The sequence below is a fragment of the Polyangiaceae bacterium genome (assembly GCA_020633205.1).
Taxonomy (GTDB): Bacteria; Myxococcota_A; Polyangia; order Polyangiales; family Polyangiaceae; genus JAHBVY01.
In genome coordinates, this window is the sequence record JACKEB010000011.1 from 103,612 (window position 1) to 118,270 (window position 14,659).

A 14,659-nucleotide genomic window follows, 5' to 3' on the forward strand; every position below is an offset into this window, starting at 1 on the left:
CGCATGAGGGCATGGCGACTCGGGAGCATCTTCGCAAGTCTGGTTGTCTACGCCGCGTGCTCCGCGAGCGAAGGCGACCCCGCGGCAACCGGTGGCGCTGCTGGCACGGGTGGCGCTAGTGGTAGCTCGGGTCAGGGTGGCAGTGCTGGGTCCAGCGCCCAAGGGGGCAGCGCAGGCTTCCTCGACGCTGACGTGCCCGACAACCACTTCGATCTCGACGCCGCGTGCGTAGGCACCTCGGTCAAACCTGAGCACAAGCCATTGGGCAGCCTGCTCGTGGTGGACCGCTCGAAGAGCATGGACGTCGCCACTGGCGGCGGGACGCGTTGGCAGGCGCTCAACAGCGCGCTGACTTCGTTCCTTGCGGATACGGATACGGAGGCTCTGCAGCTCGGGCTGGTGCTGTTCCCGGAGTTCTTGAGCGGCAGTCCGCCGAGCTCTTGCGTCGATGACAACGACTGTGGCGCGTACGGCCCGTGTCAGGACCTCGGTAGCTTCGATCAATGCTTCGCGGCCCTGGGTAGCGCGCCCTACGTTTCCTGCGAGGCCGTAGACTACGCGCCCACCGTGGCGATCGGCCCAGCGACGAGCGTCGCAAGCGGCATCACCAGCAGCATTGCCGGCGTCACGCCCGCGGGGAACACACCCACTTCAGCCGCCTTGCTCGCGGCCATCGATAGCCTCCGCAGCTGGGGTGCGGATCACACCGATCACCACCTGGCGGTGATCCTGGCGACGGACGGGGACCCCACGGACTGTCTCCCCACGGATGCAAACAGCATCGCACAGATCGCGGCAGATGGCCTGGCAGGGTCGCCAAGCGTCTCCACCTTCGTGCTTGGCGTCGGCATCAACAGCAGCCCGCTGCAGCAAATCGCCGCGGCTGGTACCGAACCCGACGTCGGCGTGGTGTTCGCCGATGTCGGCAGCAACGCCTCACAAAACCTGACTGACGCGCTCCGCAGCGTGCGCATCGAAGCCTTGGGCTGCGACTTCTTGCTACCGGAAGGGCCTCCCGGGCAGACCCTCGACTACGGCAAGATCAACTTCAGCGTCTACTCTGGGGGTCAGGAGAGCCAGGTGCCGCGGGTGTCCGACGCAAATCAGTGCGGAAACGAAGCCGGGTGGTACTACACTGGGGATCCCTCCATGCCGACGGGCATCACCGCTTGCCCCGCCGTGTGCGATCAGCTGAAGAGTGGGAGCGTGGACAAAGTCGAGTACCTGCTCGGCTGCGACACGGTCGTGAAATGAGTCCGGCTCGCGCTGCTGGCTGGGCGCTGTGCTTGATCTGCGCCGGCGGGTGCGGCGGTACGCCTGGAACAGCAGTACCTCCCGGAAACACTCCGAGCAGCGATCCCGTTCAGCCAGCGGCGCCAGAACCGACCAGCACGCCAGAACCGGAGCCTCTCGAGAGCCCGCCTGCGGATCCGCCAAAGGCGCTGCTCCCGGCGGCGCCCCTCGACGTGGTGGGGATTGGATCTCCCCAGAGCTTCTTGCGGTTGGAGAACGCTCTGGTGGTGTTTCTGGCGACTGGCAACGACGACGACGTGGCGTCTCCGCTGTTGTTGCACGCTGGGACAGCGAAGCGTTTCGATGCGTTGCTTGGCGGCAAGGAGTTCGACGCAGACACTTCCCGGGGCTTGTGGGGCTTCGAAGGGCGCTACCCGAGCGACATTTACGCCCGCATCAGCGACTCCACCAAACCCGAGACCAAGAGCACTGCCGCGCATTTGGTCGGAAAGCAGTGGCGCCCCATGGCCACCAAGCTGAACTTGCTGCGCTCTCCGCTCTGGTCTCCTCCCGGGTACAAGAAGCAGCCCGCACCCTCAGCGGTCCGCAGCGAGTGTGACTACGAGCTCACGGATGTGCTGTGGAGCGAGCAACTGGTGATCAAGGTGCAGGGCGCTCCGCCGAAGGTCCCAGTGGGTCCCCGAGCCAGCATCGGCAAGCGCTGCAGCGACGAGTCGGAGGCGAGCAACGGACCTTTCGCCATCGAGCTGTGGGCAAAGGCGGGAGCGAAGAGTCAGATCCAGGAGCTGCCAGTACCCGCGGGCTCCGCTCCCATCGGCGGCGGCATGGCGGGTAGCACGCTGGTGTTTGGCTACCGCAATGGAGACGACGCGGAGATCTTCTACTGGGACACCGAGGCGCAGCGTAAGGTGGATATCCCGGATGTGCCGAAGGGGATCTCGTCGCTCTGCAGCGTGCGCGGTGGCGAGCTCTGGGCTGCGGGCAGCGGGTCGCTGTGGAATTATTCCGCAGGGAAATGGATTGAGCTGAGGCTGCCCGACTTCGCCGGCGCGACCACCCGCCCAGAGCAGGTCGCCTGCCTGGGCGAGGACATCGCGGTGATTGCCCGCGCCGGAGAGTCCAAGCTGTTCGAGGTAGCCACCGGTCTCGTCTTCTGGTCTGGAAAGCATCAAGGGGTGATGCGCGCTGGCTTCCTCGATGAGCTGCCCGAAGGTGTCGAGGAGATGAAGTGAGGCGAGCCGTCGTGGCGGCGTTGCTTGCGCTGGGCTGTCACCCGCAGCCGGGTCCCGAGCCCCCGATCTCTCCACGAGCCCCCAAGGCGGCGCCGGCAACCGAAACGCTTCGCGACGCGGAGCCAACGCCCCGCGAAGGCCTGCGGTTGATCCTGGATTTGGCGAACGACCTGCGTGTGGATCAAGTCCAAAACGCGGCGTTGGTAGCCCTTCCGCCGTCTGTCGGAACTCACAACGCGCCCCTACTTCTCGCTCCCGGCGGGGCACGCGTCGCGCACGAGTTGGTCGCGGCGGAGAGCGTTGAAGGGTTTGTCGGTGGTCATTTCCCTACGGCACTTGTAGCCGTAGTAAGCAACAGGGAAGACTACGCGGTTGCTCGCTTCGAGCGCGGCCACTGGATCCCCTTGCAAGCGGAATCCGATCCCTACGCCCCCTCCAGGGAGCGACCAGACGGCTATGCTCCCGCAACCAGCAAGCTCTCCAACTGCCCAGCGCGCTTGGCCCACCTGCACGAAGTGCTCCAGCTCTCAAATGGTTCCCGCGTGGAAATCGGTGACGACTGCGAGTCGGATCTCTACCAAGAAATCCTGGGCGGGGCCAAGCTCTGCAACATCGTTCTACATGGTCGCAGAGAGCTGGCGGGGTGAGGGCCGGCGGCATCAGGACGTGGTTCACCTTGATGTCACGACCGGACACTGGGAGGAACTACGTTTCCCTGAGGATTTACGTGACTTCTGCCTCACGGACGATGGAAATGTATGGGCCCAGGACGAAGCAAGCGTGTTCCACGCGAACCCCGAACCAGGAACGGTGAGCGATGACAGCGGCTTCTGGCAGGTCCCCGTGCGAGAAGGTGCGTGGCGCTTTCAGGTGGTCGACATCCCGCGCTACACGCTCCAGGGCACGGCGCTCCCGCCCTTCCCGAACCGCCTCAGCTGCATCGGGAACCACATCGCCCTCGAGGCTAATCTGACCGACGACCATCACCTGCTGTTCTGGACCGGACCCACGGCGTTCACGGCCCCGCTGCGCAGCCGGTAGTCCTCCCGCAGAGTCTGGAGTGGATCTTCCACTCACGATGCTGACTACGCGCAGCCGCTCGTATGCACACGCCTTGAAATGGGCTGGTTTGTGGTTCCAGTTGCGTCGCTCGCCGCGGTGCGTCATTACGCCTGGGCCACCCAACCACGCGGTGCGCCCCACCTTCCAACGTGACTCGAGCGGAGCGCGGCTGACTGTGCGGCGTGCCTCTCCCCCAAACAAGCAAGGCCCTGCTGGGGCTGAACGAACTGAGAGTGACCATGCATCAGCCGACTGGACTGCTCGCGTTCTGGAAGAACTACGACCGTAAGACCTATCTCGAGGCAGCGATCCTCGCGGATAAGCTTGGGTACGATTCCTTCTGGCTGCCCGAGGTGTGGGGCTACGAAGTGTTTAGTCTCCTCACGGAAATAGCGCTGAACACCAAGCGCATCAAGCTCGGCACCGGCATCGTCAACGTGTACAGCCGGAGCCCCGCGTTGATCGCGATGCAGGCGGCGACGCTGCAGGAGATCAGCGGCGGACGCCTGATGCTGGGTGTGGGCAGCAGCGGCAAGAACGTCGTGGAGGGCTTCCACGGTCGCCCCTTCGAGAAGCCGCTGACCCAGGTGCGGGACGTGATCCGTGTCGTGCGCACGCTGCTGGATGGTCGGCCCTTGAACGAGGCCGACGCGAAGCTGTGGAATTACCGCCCGTTCACCCTGGAAGTGAAGCCGCCGAAGAAGCCGGTGCCGATCTACGTGGCTGCGCTGAAGCCCAAGGCGATCGAGAGCATTGGTGAGATGGCCGACGGCTGGATGCCGGTGTTTTGGCCCTACGAAAAGCTCGAAGAAGGTCGCAAGTGGATCGCTGAAGGCGCCAAGAAGGCTGGACGCAATCCAAACACCATCGTGACGGCGCCGTTCACCACGGCGATCCCGCTGCCAGGGCGCCAAGCCGCAAAGAAGGCGCGCGAGCTGATCGCCTTCTACGTCGGCGGCATGGGTGACTACTACAAGGAGCTGCTCACGAACTTTGGCTACGGCGAAGAGTGCGAGCGCATCGCCGAGCTCTACAAGGACAAGGCCACCCGCAGCCAAGCGGAAGACGCCGTGACCGATGAGATGATCGAGGCGCTCACCGTGAGCGGCAATCCGCTGCACTGCGTGCGTGAGCTGCGCCGCCGCCGCGACTACGGCTTGGACTTGCCGATCATCACCCTACCGCCGAACCTGCCGGGCTGGGCGCTGAAGGCGTTCATCGTCACCATGGCGCCGCGCCGCTTTCCGTGAGTAGCTTTCCCTGAGATATTTCCTCAGGATATTTCCTCAGGGATAATCAAGCTTGAGGTTTGACGAAGCTTCCCAGGGCGCGGTCTTTGATCACCCCTGGGAACTGATGCACCTGGTTGTGCATCGCCACGTAGACACCTGGCTTGACCAGCTGCACCGCGAGCAGCGCTTCCGTCAGGTTTTGTAGCGCGTCCGTCGAGCGCAGCTGATACGGGCGCATCGCGCCGGTCAGCACGATCGGCACCGGGGGCGTGCCCGGGCGACACAGCACCTCACCCGTGTGGGCCAGGCGATCCGTGCCGTGGACGATCACCACGCCGTCCTGGCTCTTGCAGAGGTTCCACGCGCTGTCCCGAATCAGCTCGTGATCCGCCTCGTGCATGTCCAAGCTGTCCTTGTTCATCAGCGCCACGCGGGAGATGGACACGCCGCGCAGCTCGAGCGACCCGAGCATCACGTCGAGCACGCTGACTTTGTTCTCGAGCACGCCGCGCAGCTCGTCATAGGTCTTCTCGATGGTGCCACCGGTGGAGATCAAGGCGATGCGGCGCATGGCCACCTCACTAGCGCCTGAGCCAGTCCCTCGAAAGAGCTATCTCGCAGGGGAGAGCTTCAGCCCGCTTGCGCCTCCAGGCGCCTTGGATAGCGAGCCTCTCCCCGCGCGCTCCGGATACACCAGCCACTGCCGGAGCTGGGCGTCCGGTGCGTCGATCAAGGCAATGCCCGAGCGACTGCGGGAAACTCCCAAGTCCCGCAGGAGTCGCCGCAGATCGACGGCGCTGCCACGGGTGGCATAGCGCGCATTGAGGCGTTTCAAGATCGGCGCGCCAAGGTGCCGGTCCACCACCTTCACCACATCTGACAATGCCCAGACGTCGGAAGCTTGGCCGCCCTGACGCAAGACTTCGCGCAAGCCGTCCTCGAGTCCAAAGCGACCAGCGCTCTGACGCCGCGCCTCGATGTCAGCGAGCAGGCAGACCAGAGCGCCGCCCCAGTAAACCGCGTCGTAGTCTTGCGTGCCCTCGAGCCCCGTGCTGCGCATGGCATCGAGGCCCTTCCACATCTGGTGAGCAAACTCGTTCCACACCTCTTGTTCGCTCTTGTTACCGACGCGCGCGCGGATCACCGGCTCGTAGTAGGTGGCGAGCCCTTCGTCGAACCATTTGCCTTCACCGCTGAAGGAGGGAACGCCGAGATGAAATAGCTCGTGGACCAAGATCCAGTCGTCATCGAGCTCTGCTTGGGTGGCTTCTTCCCCCACCAGGAGCGCGATGGCCGGAGCGCTGGCGGGCAACACCTTGCCAAAGATCACATCGTCTCGGTTCCGCACGGGAATGAGAAACAAGGCCGCGTGCGGCACAGGAAATCCCTGCCAGAACTTGCTCACAGAGCTGGCCGAGCGTTGCACCCAGGCCAAGTATTCACGATGAGCCTCCGGGCTCTGCTCGAGACGTGGCAGGCTGACCACCTCGAGGGTGCCATGTTCACACCCCGCCTGGCGCGCGCCACCGCAGCTGATTGGCGGCGGAAACTCCAGCGTGTCCACCTTCAGGTCACCGAAGGCGGAGTACGTAGCAACCGGGATCTCCTGGGCCAAGAGCGCGTACTCTCCTGCTCCAGAGTCCGAGCGCGCGCCGTTGGGAGTCAACCCCGTGCGAAATCTACTTCCCTGGGGAACCGACACGCTGACACGAACCGGCAGCCCAGCAGGCAGCGGCTCTGGGAGCAACAGCCAAGTGGAGGCCGGAGACACCACCGCGGCGCCCGCCGCATCCGACTGGTGCAGAGCGATGTCGAAGTCCTGATACTCATCCCCCATCTCGCCGAGATCGACTTCGTAGCGAATGCGCACGTCGCGACCGGCGTGCTCCAGCTGGAAGGAGCGATCCTTCGCTCGCAGCAGCGTGTCGCCTTCCCACACGCGGACGAACGGTGCGGTGCCCGGGGAGTCCAACGCGAAGCTCGCGATCTCGGGTCCACTGCAACGGGCATCGACGTCGAGGACGGCACCCGTACCCTCCCGCAGAGTCACGCGGTAGTGGCACTGGTCCGTCGCCTCGGGCACGCGAGCTGGACCTGCGCAGCTCGCCAGGCTGACGAAGGCACCACACGCGAGAGTCTGCCTCCACCCCATGGCTCGGTTAAGCCTGGGGCGTCGTGGTCGCCATGGCAAGGAAGGCTTGAGACGCGAAAGGCGCGATCAAACCCGGCAACCCCTCCTTTGGTGCGAGTTGCCCCACCAAGCCGAACAGCAGGACCAGCGTACGTTCCACGTAGAAGTAGCCCTCTGGGTACTCGATGTTGCGCATGATCTCCCGCAAGCGACCGCGGGTCTGGTCGAAGCCAGCGAGCTTCTCCACGGTGTCCCGATCGAGCTTCGAGAAGTCGTCGATTTGCACGTTGGCGAGCACCTTCAGGTACTCCTTCGCGACGCCGGCGAGCAGCTCGCGATCTCCGCCAGGAGCGACGAAACCCATCTTCTCCAGACCATCGATGATCTGGTCGTCGCTGCGGGTGAGCGCGCCGAGCACCACCGTTTGCATGCCTTGGGCCAGCGCGTCAGTGACCTCTTCCACGGCGCCGTGATCCAGGATCACCAGCGTCGGCGCCGCCTGACCTTCAGGGACCCGCACCAGGAAGTTGCCAGGATGAGGATCCGCGTGAAATATCCGCGCGGTAAATAGCATACGGAAGTAGCACTCGACCAGCAGCGAGGCCACCGCCTTGGGCTCGAGCTGCATGCTCTCGTAGGCCTTCAAGTCCGTGATCTTCGAGCCGACTTCAAAGCTCATGGTCAGCACGCTGGCTGCGCTTAGCTCGTCCACCACCTCAGGGATCACCACGTTGGGCATGCCGTCGAAGACCTGGTGCATGCGCGCGATGTTCTTGCGCTCGTTCGCGTAGTCCGTTTCCCGGTTCAGCATCGCGGATAGCTGATCGAGCACACGGTCGACGCGTGAGACCAGGATCAGTCGCCGGATCACCGGTAGCAACGTGCGAATCGTCGCTAGATCCCGGCGGATCAGCGTCTGGATCCCCGGGTAGAGCAGCTTCACTGCCACGCGCCGACCGTCCTTGGTGACCGCTTCGTGGACTTGAGCTAGCGAAGCCGCAGCCAGGGGCTCCTCTGAGAAGCTCTTGAACTCCGCCAGTGGGTTGTCCCCCAGCGCTTCGGTCAGGCGCTCCTTCACCTCACTGAAGGGTCGCGGCGGAACTTCGTCTTGCAGCTTCTCCAGAGCGCGCCCGTACGCTCGCGGCAAGAAGCCACCCAGCACGCTCAACACCTGACCGAGCTTGATGAAGATCCCGCGTAGCCGCGTGAAGCCTGATGCCAGTCGCGCGGCGTTCTTTTGGTGCACTGCTTCCCAGCGCGCCTCGACACGCTGGCGTAGCCCAGTGGGGAGCGGCAGCTTGCTCAAGATCCACTGCCAGCCGTAGGAGAAGAAGATGCTCCAGAACAGCCACAGCACACGCAGGGAGCGCCACACGATCGTCGAGGTTAGCGGAAGCTGCGGACACCGAACGCACAATCAGCAGGCCATGCGCCAGTCCCAGCTCTTGTGGTCTGCCGTGCGCAGAATTGTCGGGAAAGCGCGAAAGCGGTTTCAGGTCTTCCACGCACAGCCGTAGCCCTTCACATGGGCACTCCCAGTCTCAATCCCGTGGACCACTCCACGCCGTCCGTCGTGCTCGACGAGCTGCTGGAGCAGGTCATGGGCGATAGGGAAATGTTGCAGATCTTGGTCCGGCTGTTCCTGGACGACTTGCCGGGGCGCGTGAGTGAACTGGAACAGGCGATTGGTTCTCGGGATCCGGAACGCGTGCGCCGGGCGGCTCATCCCATCAAGGGCGCCTGCGCCCAGCTGGGAGCGGAGCCGGCGCGTCAGGCGCTGAGCGCCATCGAAGAAGCCGGCAAGCGCCGTGAGATCGAACAGGCTGAAGCGCTCGCGCCCGCGGGCTATGCCGAGCTCCAACGACTAGCCGCCACCTTGGGGACCGCCGTGACTGCCGAGGGACGAGCATGAAGGTCTTACTCGCCGACGACGATCCGGTCACCCGCACCATGCTCGGCGCGTGGCTCCGCAACTGGGGCTACCAGGTCTTGATGGCAACCAACGGGCGCGAAGCCATCGCAGCTTTGGAGAGTGACCCAGAGCTCCGCCTGGCGATCATCGACTGGGAAATGCCTGAGGTCGACGGGCCCGAAGTGTGCCGCCACGTGCGCTCGCGCAAGAGCGACGAATACGTCTACCTGATGCTTATTACCGCGCGGAATGGCTCTGAGGACGTGGTTACGGGCCTGGAAGCGGGCGCCGACGACTACCTCACCAAGCCGTGCAACCGCCACGAACTCAATGTGCGGCTGCGTGTCGGTCGGCGCATCATCGAGCTTCAACAAGCGCTGGTCGCGGCGCGCGAGGCGCTGCGGGTCGAGGCCATGCACGATGGCATGACCGGCCTCCTGAACCGGACCGCGTTCCTGGAGCGCATGAAAGGCGAGCTGTCCCGCAGCGAGCGCGAAGGGCTGCCCCTGGGCGTGCTGATGATCGATCTCGATCACTTCAAGCAGATCAACGACACCAATGGTCACGGCGCCGGGGACGCGGTGCTCAAAGAAGTCGCGAAGCGCGTGAGCGGTGTGCTGCGCAGCTATGACGCCGTTGGGCGCCTCGGTGGTGAGGAGTTCGGGGTGCTGTTACCCCAGTGCAGCACCGAACAATCGAGACTCTTGGCCGTGCGGGTGCTCAACGCGATTCGTTCCGAACCCATCATCGCCGGCAAGACCACGCTGAGCGTCACCGCGAGCATCGGGGCGTGTTCCACGGAGCAGACGGTTGATCGCATCCCCGAGGCATTGCTTGCGGCCGCAGACTCCGCCCTCTATCGCGCGAAACGCGAAGGTCGCAACCGCGTCCAGATCGTGATTGGGACCGACTGGCCCAAGCTCGGAGCCACCCTGCGCCCCGCAAGCGCTGGCCCGCTCACCCGCAGTTCACCCGTGAGACTCACCGGCACCTGACGCCGCGCGTTTGCACCAGCGCCCAAGCGAAGATACATCCTCCTTCAGGTGAGCAAGCCCGACGAGGAAACCAGCGAGGCACCGCAGCAGGAGCCACAGCGGGATCAGGAGCCGGATCAGGAGCGGCAGCCGAATCAGGAGCCGCAGCCGGACTCCCAAAAGCCGGCGAGCGAGCGTCCAGCCAGCGCCTCCGAGGTCCCCCTCGCGAGCGACGCCGAGGTGTACCGACGCGCGCTGCTGGTGCTTGGCCTGGGCGTGGTGATCCTCGCGGCAATGGTCGGTATCCGCGGGCGCTCCATCGCGAAAGCACAAGAAGCACCCACTCCATCCGTCGCGGAAGCGCCCGCACCGCCGCCTTCACAAGCTCCCGCGAAGGAAGCTCCCGCCAAAGCGGCCCAGCGCCTCGATCAACGCGTCGGCCGCTGCGGCCCGCTTGACCCCACTGCCGAGGATCATTTCGCAGAACCGCGAGAGCTCTCGCTCGGCCGCGCCTGGATCCCAAAGGAAGGCGGCCACGACACCGACTTCGGCTACGACGTACTGATCCACTTCCACGGTCATAAACCCGCACGGAAAATCGTTCAGCCGTTCTCGGATCGCCTGGTCTACGTCGGCATCGACCTCGGCACGCTAACCGGCGACTACAGCAAACCCCTCAGCAACGAAGAAAAGTTCCTCGATCTGCAGCATTCCCTGCGATTGGCCTTGCAAAAGCACTCCGGCAAGGAAAAGGCGCACATTCGCACGCTCACCATCAGCGGCTGGAGCGCCGGTGTCGGCGCCGTACCAACGCTGCTCAAGCGTTTCTCTGCGGATATAGATGCGCTGATCCTCCTCGACGGCCTACACGCAGGGTGGAAGCTCGACAAGCCGACTGACGGCAGCGCGAGCTCTGTCGAACCGCGCTACTTGAGCCCGGTGGTCGCCTTCGCCAAGCAGGCGTTGGCGGGCGAGAAGCGCCTCGTCATCACCCACTCCGAAGTCCCGACGGAAGGCTACGCGCCGACCCGCGTCACTGCCGATCGCCTACTTCAGGCCCTCGACCTCGAGCGTCAACCCTTCGACCCCGGCGCAGACGAGTTCGGCCGCTTCTCCTACGTCCAGCAAGGCGGCTTCACCCTGTGGGCCCACCACGGCAGCGAAGAGCGCGGCCACTGCGCCCAACTCGTGCTGCTGCAAGACGCCCTCGAACAACGCGTGCTCCCGTGGCTCAAAACCCACCCGCATAGCCGCCAATAGCGTTTCCTCATGGTTTGGGGGTGAGCGCCGCCAGCGCAGAATACCGCGCTACATCCCAAGGCAACTCACCATCGACGAACTGCGTCGCAACGATCTCAGCCGTCCAGGTGGACCTTCAACACGGTCCCTTCGGGCCCCTGCTCGTAGTCCTTGATTTCAGCGTCCGTGGACCATTCATGGATCAGGAGCAAGATGTCGCCCGCCTCCGTGTAGACGGCGTCGGCGACGCTGTCCGCGCGGCCGGAGCCGAACTCGCTCCGCCGCGTCACCTGACCTTGGCCGTCCAGGCGCAGAAAGATGGCGTTCGAGAGCGCCGGGCCCTCAGAAGTGTGGCCACGACCTATCAGCAGCGGACTCGCCGCGTCGTCCACCAGCAGCTTTCCGTAGCCGGTTAGCTGGTCCCCGAAGTCGCGTTCCCACAGCACGGCGCCCTGCGCATCCAGGTGGCGGATCAGCGCCCTGCCTTCGAAGTTCATGATGTAGGCGCCCCCTTGTCCGTCACGCACGACGTCCGCGGCGCCCTGCTCGGCAGGCGTGTCCCATTTCTGCTTCCAAGCCTGCTGACCGACCGCGTCGAGCTTGGTGATTTCGAGGTACTTTACGTTCCCCTCATCCTCGACGACCTGCGTGACCACGAGCGCCTCCCCATTCGGGTAGGCGACGACTGAGCTGAACGTCGAGCGCACTGGACGCTCCATCGAGTTCTGCCAGACCACGTCGCCCGTCTTTGAATATTTCCATACAGAAATATTAGATTCGGTCGTAAAGAGGGCCACACTGTCACCCTCCGGGTTCACGTCGACGTCTTGCCACCAGTCAAGGTTCTGAGGCGACGCTAGGCGGCCAGCACCCAGCGAGTCTCCTGATTGAGCATAGTGGTTGACGTAGCAACCCGGGTCATCGGGGTGTGCATCGGCGCCAAACACCAACAAGGAACCATCACTGGCGGTGATCACGTCTTGGGTGAGCGCGAAAAAGGGGAAGTCGTCTAGCTCCGTCCAGCTGAGGGCGCCCGTCGCGTCGTACTGACGCAAGAATGGGTCGAACACCCTCCTCGCGACGTTGATGCCGCCGTTCGGTGCGGGGGCGACGAAGTCCGGCACGTCCGCCACGTCGCCAAAGTGCCAGAGCACCGTGGCCTTGATGTCTTGGCTGCCCGACCAGTCGTCGAGGGACGAGACGGGAGCCTCTCCCGCACTACCCGCGGCGCCGCCGATAGTCCCAGCCGACCCCGCATTTCCGCCAACGCCGCCTGTGGAACCACCGGCACCCGCGGCGCCGCCACTCGCGCTTCCCCCCGCACCTCCGACACTGCCTCCCGCTCCCGCACTCCCACCGGTCGCGCCCGCGAAGGCGCCGGAGTTGCTATCCGAGCCACACCCAATGGCCATCAGCGCTAGCGCTCCAACGAGCGTCAACTTCATCATCACTTCTTCCTTTCGAATGCGTGGCGAACCGAGCGCTCGAGTGCTCTGGACTGCCGACTTGGGAACCCAACTCCTGAAGCCGTTAGCGACGGTAGGTTGGGAAAGCCCCCGCTGGCGTCTGAGATCACGCCTGATTGGCGACCCCGGGTCCCCGATACCGGCGCGCTACGCAACAGCCATGCCAGCACCGAACCGCGGGCGCGGACAGCTGCTTGGTCGGTTGGCACCTACGGGGGCCGGTACTAGAAAGCGCGCGTGACTCACACGACTGCTGCCGTGCTCTCGATTGGCACCGAGCTCACGCGGGGAGAAATCACGAACACCAACCAGAGCTGGCTCGCGAGTCAGCTCACGGCGCTGGGCGTGGAAGTGACGCACGCCGAGACCGTCGCGGATGATCCTGAAGACATCATCCAAAGCTTGAGGCGGCTCGGCGAGAAGCACCGCTTGATCGTGTCCACCGGCGGCCTTGGGCCCACGACGGATGATCTAACCAGCGAGACCGTCGCCAAGCTGCTCGGTGTGCCGATGCTGCGTGATGCGGATTCCCTCGCCATCATCAAGCGCCGCGTCGAGAGCTACGGCAACCAGCTCACGCCGTCCAACGCCAAGCAGGCCGACTTTCCGCAAGGATCCAGCATCCTAGGCAACGCCGTGGGCTCCGCACCTGGCTTTGCCGTGGACATCGGCAGGGCGCGCGCCTTCTTCATGCCCGGCGTACCCCATGAGATGCGCACCATGTTCGAAACTCACGTGGCGGACTTCGCGCGCTCGCTGAGCCCGGAGAGCCACGTGGCCCAGGTCAGGCTGCGGAGCTTCGGTCTACCGGAGAGCAAGGTCAACGACTTGCTCGTGGGGCTCGAAGAGGCGCGTGATGTGATCGTCGGCTACCGCGCGCACTTCCCGGAGATCGAAGTGAAGCTCCTCGCACGGCGCGCGACGGCGGAGCAGGCACAAGCGGCTGCCCGCGCCGCCGCAGATGAGACCAGGCAGCGCCTCGGCGCCATCGTGTACGGCGAAGGCGACGCCGGGTTACCCGAAGTGCTTGGCCAGCTGTTGCTCGAGCGCGGGCTCCAGCTGGTGACCGCAGAGAGCTGCACCGGCGGTCTCGTGAGCAAACTGATCACCGACGTCGCGGGCTCGTCACGCTACTTCACGGCAACCGCGGTCACCTACACCAACGCCAGCAAGCACTATGTGCTGGGCGTTGACCAACAGCTGATCGAGGAGCACGGCGCGGTGTCCCCTGAAGTTGCGGCAGCCATGGCGCGCGGCGCCCTCGATCGCCTGGGCGGTGACGTGAGCATCGCGCTCACGGGCATCGCAGGCCCAGGGGGCGGAACGCAGGAAAAGCCGGTTGGCTTGGTGCACTACGCAGTCGCGACGAAGGCGGGGGCCGTCGGACGCAGTGCGGGGCTCAGTCAGGGCAAGATGGTCTTCAGCCGGGAGCGGGAGCGGGTGCGCACGCGGGCGGCTTGGGAGGCGTTGGCCCTATTGCGTCAGGTGCTGCTGAGCGGGCACGCGCCGTGACGCTCCCAGAGCTTCAGCGGACGTTCGTGGCGCTGCATGTGCCGGATGCCGTGACCGAAGCACTGGCAGGCGCCCAGGAAAGGCTCAAACGGCGCCTCGAGCTGGCCGAACAAAACCGGCGCGCAGGGTCCAGCGTGCGCTGGATCGTGCGCCAGCAGATGCACGTCACCCTGTGTTTCCTCGGTGATACGCGAGGCGATCAGCTCGAGCCCTTGCGTGACGTACTGGCTGAGCTGGCGCACGAACGCGCCGCGCTGCGCCTCGCAGTGGGAGAAACCTTGGAAGTCTTCGGCTCCCCGCGGCGCGCCCGCGCGCTTGTGGCGTCTGTCGTTGGACCCGATGCTTCACGCCTCGCAGAGCTGCAAGGGGACCTTGCAAGACTCTTCAAGGCACAAGGCTTCGAGCCTGAGCGACGCGCTTACACGCCCCACATCACCTTGGCGCGGGTCAAGCCACCGGGGGACGTGCGACACTGGTTGGTTGAGAAAGCGCTGCACCTCCCCCCCGAAAAATTCCTTGGGGAAACACTGCGCTTCTACCGCTCGACGTTGACTCCCAGAGGTGGCGTGTACGACTTGCTGGCTGAAGTGCCCCTGGCGGGCTGAGCCTACAAAAAAGGCGAGCGGCACCAACCTGCATCAGCGA

At 64.8% G+C, this 14,659-nt stretch carries 14 protein-coding genes; 10 read left to right on the top strand and 4 right to left on the bottom strand.

The genetic code is table 11. From position 1 onward, the window contains the following. Nucleotides 1-3: 3 nt before the first annotated feature. From H6718_07110 to H6718_07130, 5 genes are all read left to right on the top strand, one after another. Nucleotides 4-1,254: a VWA domain-containing protein gene (locus H6718_07110; protein ID MCB9585149.1), complete on the top strand. Its 1,251-nt coding sequence runs from the start codon at nucleotides 4-6 to the stop codon at nucleotides 1,252-1,254. Next, nucleotides 1,251-2,486: a hypothetical protein gene (locus H6718_07115; GenBank protein ID MCB9585150.1), complete on the top strand. Its 1,236-nt coding sequence runs from the start codon at nucleotides 1,251-1,253 to the stop codon at nucleotides 2,484-2,486. Before H6718_07110 ends, H6718_07115 begins: the two co-directional genes overlap by 4 nt. Beyond that, entirely contained in the window at nucleotides 2,483-3,133 is a 651-nt protein-coding gene (locus H6718_07120; protein MCB9585151.1) for a hypothetical protein, read from the top strand. The genes H6718_07115 and H6718_07120 overlap by 4 nt, the downstream gene beginning before the upstream one ends. After that, nucleotides 3,108-3,527: a hypothetical protein gene (locus H6718_07125; protein ID MCB9585152.1), complete on the top strand. Its 420-nt coding sequence runs from the start codon at nucleotides 3,108-3,110 to the stop codon at nucleotides 3,525-3,527. The genes H6718_07120 and H6718_07125 overlap by 26 nt, the downstream gene beginning before the upstream one ends. Nucleotides 3,528-3,787: 260 nt before the next feature. After that, complete coding sequence (locus H6718_07130) at nucleotides 3,788-4,798, top strand: LLM class flavin-dependent oxidoreductase (GenBank protein MCB9585153.1); 1,011 nt, start codon at nucleotides 3,788-3,790, stop codon at nucleotides 4,796-4,798. Nucleotides 4,799-4,844: 46 nt separating this feature from the next. Here H6718_07130 and H6718_07135 read toward each other — a convergent pair whose 3' ends face one another. Genes H6718_07135 through H6718_07145 form a run of 3 tightly spaced genes read right to left on the bottom strand, consistent with a single transcriptional unit; the run spans nucleotide 4,845 to nucleotide 8,286 of the window. Continuing rightward, nucleotides 4,845-5,351 (bottom strand): asparaginase, encoded by a 507-nt coding sequence (locus tag H6718_07135; GenBank protein ID MCB9585154.1) that lies wholly within the window; start codon nucleotides 5,349-5,351, stop codon nucleotides 4,845-4,847. A gap of 39 nt (nucleotides 5,352-5,390) precedes the next feature. Then, a complete protein-coding gene (locus tag H6718_07140; GenBank protein MCB9585155.1) occupies nucleotides 5,391-6,932 on the bottom strand; it encodes a hypothetical protein in 1,542 nt (513 codons plus the stop codon). A gap of 7 nt (nucleotides 6,933-6,939) precedes the next feature. After that, nucleotides 6,940-8,286, bottom strand: a complete 1,347-nt coding sequence (locus H6718_07145) for an AarF/ABC1/UbiB kinase family protein (GenBank protein MCB9585156.1) — start codon at nucleotides 8,284-8,286, stop codon at nucleotides 6,940-6,942. 150 nt (nucleotides 8,287-8,436) lie between these two features. Here H6718_07145 and H6718_07150 point away from each other — a divergent pair, with 150 nt between their 5' ends. Genes H6718_07150 through H6718_07160 form a run of 3 tightly spaced genes read left to right on the top strand, consistent with a single transcriptional unit; the run spans nucleotide 8,437 to nucleotide 11,057 of the window. Then, nucleotides 8,437-8,823 carry an Hpt domain-containing protein gene (locus tag H6718_07150; protein ID MCB9585157.1) on the top strand — a complete coding sequence of 129 codons (387 nt, stop codon included), beginning with the start codon at nucleotides 8,437-8,439 and terminating at the stop codon, nucleotides 8,821-8,823. Continuing rightward, nucleotides 8,820-9,818, top strand: coding sequence for a diguanylate cyclase (locus tag H6718_07155; protein ID MCB9585158.1), 999 nt, complete (start codon nucleotides 8,820-8,822; stop codon nucleotides 9,816-9,818). The genes H6718_07150 and H6718_07155 overlap by 4 nt, the downstream gene beginning before the upstream one ends. 48 nt (nucleotides 9,819-9,866) lie before the next feature. Further along, nucleotides 9,867-11,057: a hypothetical protein gene (locus H6718_07160; protein MCB9585159.1), complete on the top strand. Its 1,191-nt coding sequence runs from the start codon at nucleotides 9,867-9,869 to the stop codon at nucleotides 11,055-11,057. Nucleotides 11,058-11,152: 95 nt separating this feature from the next. Here H6718_07160 and H6718_07165 read toward each other — a convergent pair whose 3' ends face one another. Then, a complete protein-coding gene (locus H6718_07165) occupies nucleotides 11,153-12,484 on the bottom strand; it encodes a hypothetical protein (protein MCB9585160.1) in 1,332 nt (443 codons plus the stop codon). A gap of 255 nt (nucleotides 12,485-12,739) precedes the next feature. Here H6718_07165 and H6718_07170 point away from each other — a divergent pair, with 255 nt between their 5' ends. Both H6718_07170 and thpR read left to right on the top strand, forming a co-directional pair. After that, on the top strand, nucleotides 12,740-14,014 hold the full coding sequence (locus H6718_07170) for a competence/damage-inducible protein A (protein ID MCB9585161.1): 1,275 nt from the start codon (nucleotides 12,740-12,742) through the stop codon (nucleotides 14,012-14,014). Then, nucleotides 14,011-14,619: an RNA 2',3'-cyclic phosphodiesterase gene (gene thpR / locus H6718_07175; protein ID MCB9585162.1), complete on the top strand. Its 609-nt coding sequence runs from the start codon at nucleotides 14,011-14,013 to the stop codon at nucleotides 14,617-14,619. Before H6718_07170 ends, thpR begins: the two co-directional genes overlap by 4 nt. Nucleotides 14,620-14,659 lie beyond the last annotated feature (40 nt).

Bases quoted from the DNA above. Each gene is read 5' to 3' on its own strand.
- H6718_07115 (MCB9585150.1), top strand. From the start codon at position 1,251: ATGAGTCCGGCTCGCGCTGCTGGCTGGGCGCTGTGCTTGATCTGCGCC.
- H6718_07110 (MCB9585149.1), top strand. From the start codon at position 4: ATGAGGGCATGGCGACTCGGGAGCATCTTCGCAAGTCTGGTTGTCTAC.
- H6718_07130 (MCB9585153.1), top strand. From the start codon at position 3,788: ATGCATCAGCCGACTGGACTGCTCGCGTTCTGGAAGAACTACGACCGT.
- H6718_07140 (MCB9585155.1), bottom strand. From the start codon at position 6,932: ATGGGGTGGAGGCAGACTCTCGCGTGTGGTGCCTTCGTCAGCCTGGCG.
- H6718_07135 (MCB9585154.1), bottom strand. From the start codon at position 5,351: ATGCGCCGCATCGCCTTGATCTCCACCGGTGGCACCATCGAGAAGACC.
- H6718_07125 (MCB9585152.1), top strand. From the start codon at position 3,108: ATGGTCGCAGAGAGCTGGCGGGGTGAGGGCCGGCGGCATCAGGACGTG.
- H6718_07155 (MCB9585158.1), top strand. From the start codon at position 8,820: ATGAAGGTCTTACTCGCCGACGACGATCCGGTCACCCGCACCATGCTC.
- H6718_07150 (MCB9585157.1), top strand. From the start codon at position 8,437: ATGGGCACTCCCAGTCTCAATCCCGTGGACCACTCCACGCCGTCCGTC.
- H6718_07165 (MCB9585160.1), bottom strand. From the start codon at position 12,484: ATGATGAAGTTGACGCTCGTTGGAGCGCTAGCGCTGATGGCCATTGGG.